Here is a 5,830-nt window from a genome sequence, read left to right on the forward strand (position 1 = left end):
TCAATAGCTATGACTCGTGAAAAATATTTTTGTCCCTTCTGATTTTATCTAATATGTTAGGCTGGTTGATTGAAACTAATAACTAAAGTTTTTTTAAGGGATTAAGTGTGTTTTTCTGTTTACGTGGGCGTGTTAGCATACAAAAAAGTCAATTTTGAGTATATGGATGAATATAATAACTCTTTCCCGTTATGCGACATTATTTCTATATGGTTTCATCACCTATTTTATATTTTCAATTTTATCTTCGATAGCTAATATCCAAACTCTGTGGCTTGGTTGGTCTAATATTCTTGAGAAAACATTTAATGCTTCAAACTTAACTAGTTCTCATAGTTACTCTATATTTTTGTTTTTAGGTGGCTTAGCCGTAAATAAAATTGCAAATAGCTTTTCTGTTTATGACCCTAAAAGGTATTGGCAGTTTAATTGGCGTTACCCTTCATTGATGCTATCTGTAACTTGTAGTATCTGTATTTGGTTATTTTTTGAATTCAAGCTTAATTACAGTTTATTAAGTTTAGAATTAGTTTTTACATTCTTGCCTCTTCTTTTCGGGTTAATATTTCTCCCTTTATTTGAATTATATAAAGATTGTATTAGACCTCTTGTAGGTGATTTTATCTCAAAAAAACAAAAACTTGATAAGCAAACACTCCATCCCCACAGTTCAACCAAATATATCGCAGATGAGATTGTAGCCGTTTTACAACAGGAGTCAGAAAAAAGTGAACGGATTGCCGTATGTGGCCCGTTTGGTGTAGGTAAAACAACAGCTATTAATTTAGCCGTCGAGCAACTAAAAAGTAAAAATGAACTGCCAAAAATAGTTCGCAGTAACATTGAACTATGGGGCGTTGAGGCGGAATCAATTATTCAGTATGTCCTTGATGAAATATTAATAGCGTTGGGGAGAGAAATAGATATGTGTAAGTTTCGGTCTCTGCCTTCACATTATCTTTCTGCCATGAATGCTGGCAACACACCTTCTAAAATATTTGCTGCATTTATACATAAACCAACGTCACCAGAAGAAATTTTAAAAAACTTATGTGATGTAATTAATGCATCAAACTTAAGGTTATTAGTAATAATACAAGATCTCGATCGTAATAAGGAGGCCTTAGATAGTCTTGATAAGCTAGCAGGTCTACTTGATAGGTTAGAGGAATTGAAAGGAATTGATTATATTTTTGCAGGAGAAAATACACCTCAATTTTCAGATACGTTACTTCGTATTTGTCGTAGAAGATTTGACTTTCCAGTACCCAATTTAGCTGATGATGTAAGCAGGTTTGCAGATAAATTAATTGATGAAAATTTACAAAAATATTATAACGATGTGCTGCTAGGTTCCGAGGCAAAAAAATGCCCAGAATTAGTTAATATGCTGCTGCCATCTTTTAGAGACTTTCAGTCTTTGCGTAGTCAAATTGAATCATCTTGGGAAAATATTAAAGGCGAAGTTTTGCTATATGATTTTATATTAATTCAAGCTATAAAAAATAATCGACCAAAGTTTTATGATGTTTTATATCAAATATTACAAGGTAACATTTCTACTGAAGACCTAAGGGTTAATGCTTTTATTGAACAGTACTTTAGTGATTGCACGCCAATGTTGAAATCGATTATAGAAGAGACATTTATTTACTTTGGATTGATTAACTTATATGGATTGCCAGATAAAGATTCTGAAACTTTAGGAAGATACATCTCTTTAAAACATATTAACAACCACTCGTTATCTCTCGATAACGCAAAAATTTATATTATTTTATTTTCAGGCTTTCTCGATAATAGCGTTTTTAAGAAAATGATGGTTTACGAGACGCTTACTGAAGTTGTGGAAGGCGATGGGAATGCTTTAAACGCTTTATGTAATGGATTTAAAGATAATAATAAACAGCAGCTTTGGGCTTATTCATTAAATTCATACGGTTGGGCTATGTTACATAATGAGATAGAAGATACTAATACAGCATCAAGTTTAATACACAATGCAATTAAACTTGATGCAAAAAAAGGTTCTCTATGCCTACTCGACAGCTTAAAGATGCGAAAAAACAAACAGATGAATCCTAATAGTGGTTTAAGGAATTATCTATTCTCCAAAGGTGTCATAGAAGACTTAGTGGGTCTGCGACAACATTTTCATTGTGATACCTTCTTCTTTATATGCGAAATCTATATGAATTTTAAATTTATACATAGAATTAATAAAGATAAACCTGCTGAAGTTGGAAAATATTTAAATTTGATAGTCAATGGTTTTATAGACAGCGATCCAGAAGGTCATCTAATTTTACTCTTGTTTTGTGACTGCCGTTCGAAAGAAACTGCTTTAATGTTAGATAAAAACACATTGAATTTACTCTTAAAAACGCTCAACACTCTTGAATTAAAAGATGTGAGCGAGGAATATGCACGCTTAACAATAATTTGCAGCTATGAATATGAACGAAACATTGATGAAACATTCAACAATGACAAAAAAAAGTCCACAGCCTTTGTTAAATCAATAATAAAAGCTAAGGGCTAGTTGTACTTGAATGACCGCTTTGGTGGCTTAGTTCACACTCAGGCTGAACGACTCATTAACAAAAGTCATCATCAAAAGACTCATATTTGAATCTATAGGGGAACGTCTGCTATCAGGAAGCTGTTAACGTAATGTGGTTGTTCAGCCATGTCCGCTGTAGATCAAAACGTACACAGATTTTCAGTATAAATTTTAAAATGCTAACGTCTTCAAAGTGGCATAAGTGACGATTAAACCCAAGCCCCCAAGTGACTTAATTTCTGGCACGAATATTTGTTAGTGCTAATGTTACCTTGGTGCGCAGATCGGAAGTTAGAACACTGTTATGTCTAACGTTTACTCTAAGCTTATTGCTGCTGGTGGCATTTTATCTTGTAGCAAAAAAAGAACGCACAAACCAGAAATTAATGTGTTCTACCGATATGTTGAAATGGATTAGATTTTGTCCCTCTTGACATTCTTATATGCCATTTTCATCCAATTTCTCACCACAATGCATACAATGAACTTTATTGGTAAACCATAAAAGCGCAACCTCTAAACCACTATCAAGCTTAATTTTTTAAAGCCACGAACTGTTAACAACTTACTGCATTTTGGACATTTAACAAAGAACGCCAATATATAATGAATAATGGCAAACAACACACCAATAAACCCTTTATATTCACGATTAGTTAAATGGATTAATACACACTATCGCGATAAGTTAATGATGAATGACTTTAGAGGCCCAGAATTGATAAGTGAATCACCAAGGGCATTAGATGAACTTTCTCAAATACTATCTTTAGGATCTGTTTATCGATTTCAATATTAATAGGTTATAGATTAAACGTCAGTGGCCGATCTCTTTACTTAGGGATTTTTGAATCAGGATGATATGTGAGGAGAAAACAGGTGATTTTATTTCACTTATCAATCAAATTATAATCGTTTGTTGAATCGCATTAACCCAAGTAAATTAATTTTACACAGTCTAGGGTATTCTCAACTTTAATAAATAAAGGGTGCAACAATGAAAAATACGACTATAAAAGATGTAGCTCAATTGGCAGGCGTTTCTATTACAACAGTATCAAGAGTACTAAACGCAAAACCTAATGTAGGAGAAAAAACAAGGAAGCGAATAGCCGCAGCAATGACTGCACTTGATTTTACACCGAATGAAAAAGCGCGTGAAATGGCATTTCGTCGTTTTTCTAATAACTACATCTCGTTAAGTTAAGTTTGAATGTCTGCAAAGCACAAAGTGACCGTTAACAATTCAAAAAGTGAATGGTAACTATCGGCGGTAAAGCGGACTCCTCATTGTGATAAATACGTGTCTAAATTAGGTCGGCTTTGGGGCATAAGTGATCGACGAGGTTAAATCTAGTAAAAAAAAGATGTAGTGGTCGGTTGGGCTAAGTGGATAGCTCTTATTATTAAGGTGAAAAAGGTAAGATGAAAAAAGTGCTCTATTACTTGAGTTGTAGTTAATCAACAGGGCAGTTAATGGCTATTATACCTGCGCTAAGGCACTAATGAACTATGACGAGAATCACGATATTGCTTTGGTGAAATACCCACTAACTTTTTAAACAGTCGCGAAAAATAATAAGGGTCGCTATAGCCTAAGTCGCTAGCAATGTCTTTAATCGCAATATCGCTATTATCTAGCTGTAAACAGGCATGTTGAATTTTCATATTAATAAAATGTTGAATAGGTGAGCTATCGGTTAATTCTTTGAATTTTTTTGCAAAGTGAAATTTTGATAGCTGGCTATAATGCGCTAGCGTATCTAGGCTTAGCTCTTGGTGTAAACTGTTGCGCATTAACGCCTCCACCGCTTCCAAATCAAAACTTGAGCTATTATTAAACTTGGTTAAACGCAATTGCAGGGCAAGAAAACTCAAGGCTTGTTGCAAAATATGAACAGCGTGAATAACGTTTGTCGCGGTATAGCCTCGAGCGCCCAATGCCAGTAAATGATCAAAGTCGCTAACAATAGTTTTCAATACACCCACATGTGCTTTGCCACTGTCCATTTTCATTAACAGTCGCTCTGCAAAGTCTTGTGCTAATGTGCCAGTAAAATTAATCCAATAAACAATATTGTCAGCTGCTTTGCTGTCACGATTGGTCAGTTGTTTATCACTTTGGCTGTGACTTTTTACCGAACCGTGAGTTTTATTAAGGGTAAAAGTGAACGCGGCATTAGGATTGATAATAACAAGATCGCCACGTTCTATAACTCTCTCTTTGCCTTGGTAAGCTAATTTACCCGCACCCGACAAGCAGTAAATCAAGGTATGGCAATGGTTATTCTCTTGTTGTAATTTATAGTTGTTATTTGCTTGTGTTATGCCTAATGAAACCGGATATAAACCGTCGGTTAAGCGATGCTTTGATAACTTTTTTAATAAAAAAACTGGGATAAACAAGCGAATGTCGGCTGATGTATTAAGCTTGATATTTGCCATGTTATCCTATGGTTCTAAAGGTTAATGATAAGGTTTATGTTAGCTGGTCTAATCACAATATAGTCCATCAAATTGACAATAAAATCAATGTTCATTCCATTTTTAGTGTGGTCTAATTTTATTATGAAGTTTACATGATCAACTTTTACGACCAAAACTAGTGCTTTAGCCCTTTGTTGGTCGTGATGACTAAAATAATTATTGTTTCATGATGGCGAGTTTTTTCGTTACAACGGCTTGAAGCGAGTGTGAAAAACTCATTGTGAAAAAAATTTGATACATAAGAGAGTATGAGATGAATACAGCAAGATATCAGTTAAAAAACAAGATCCGTATTGTTACCGCGGCCTCTTTGTTTGATGGTCACGACGCCGCTATTAATATTATGCGCCGAATTTTGCAATCAAGTGGTGCAGAAGTTATTCATCTTGGTCATGACCGCAGTGTTGAAGAAGTGGTTAATACCGCTATTCAAGAAGACGCCAACGCGATTGCCATGACCTCTTATCAAGGCGGTCATAACGAATATTTTAAGTATATGTATGACCTATTAAAAGAACGCGGTTGTGAGCATATTCGTATTGTTGGTGGCGGCGGTGGCGTGATACTACCTGACGAAATTAAAATGCTACAAGATTACGGTATTACCCGTATTTACTCGCCAGATGACGGTCGTGCGTTGGGCTTGTTAGGTATGATTGATGACATGTTAGAACGCTGCGATTTTAAAACTGGTGTTAATGTTAAAAAAGATGATGTAGCTAATCTAAAGAAAGACGTGCCACTGCAAGATAAAAAACAAGCTATTGCGCGCTTGATTTC

At 34.8% G+C, this 5,830-nt stretch carries 5 protein-coding genes; 4 read left to right on the forward strand and 1 reads right to left on the reverse strand.

From position 1 onward, the window contains the following. Positions 1–166 precede the first annotated feature (166 nt). The 3 genes from ACJAT7_RS17340 to ACJAT7_RS17350 all read left to right on the forward strand — a co-directional run bounded on the left by ACJAT7_RS17340 (position 167) and on the right by ACJAT7_RS17350 (position 3,770). The gene (locus ACJAT7_RS17340; protein ID WP_415228056.1) at positions 167–2,542 is read left to right on the forward strand and encodes a P-loop NTPase fold protein; all 2,376 of its coding nucleotides are present in this window, start codon (positions 167–169) and stop codon (positions 2,540–2,542) included. Between the two features lie 634 nt (positions 2,543–3,176). After that, positions 3,177–3,362: an N-succinylarginine dihydrolase gene (locus tag ACJAT7_RS17345; protein WP_415228057.1), complete on the forward strand. Its 186-nt coding sequence runs from the start codon at positions 3,177–3,179 to the stop codon at positions 3,360–3,362. Positions 3,363–3,560: 198 nt separating this feature from the next. Then, on the forward strand, positions 3,561–3,770 hold the full coding sequence (locus ACJAT7_RS17350; protein ID WP_415228058.1) for a LacI family DNA-binding transcriptional regulator: 210 nt from the start codon (positions 3,561–3,563) through the stop codon (positions 3,768–3,770). A gap of 287 nt (positions 3,771–4,057) precedes the next feature. On the opposite strand, the gene ACJAT7_RS17355 is transcribed toward ACJAT7_RS17350, so the two are convergent. Beyond that, positions 4,058–5,008, reverse strand: coding sequence for an AraC family transcriptional regulator (locus ACJAT7_RS17355; RefSeq protein ID WP_415228059.1), 951 nt, complete (start codon positions 5,006–5,008; stop codon positions 4,058–4,060). 295 nt (positions 5,009–5,303) lie between these two features. On the opposite strand from ACJAT7_RS17355, the gene ACJAT7_RS17360 reads away from it, so the two are divergent. Then, positions 5,304–5,830, forward strand: a 527-nt coding sequence (locus ACJAT7_RS17360; protein WP_415228060.1) for a cobalamin-dependent protein, incomplete at its 3' end; no start/stop codon positions are given.

This window comes from Psychromonas sp. (genome assembly GCF_047632995.1).
Classification (GTDB): domain Bacteria; phylum Pseudomonadota; class Gammaproteobacteria; order Enterobacterales; family Psychromonadaceae; genus Psychromonas.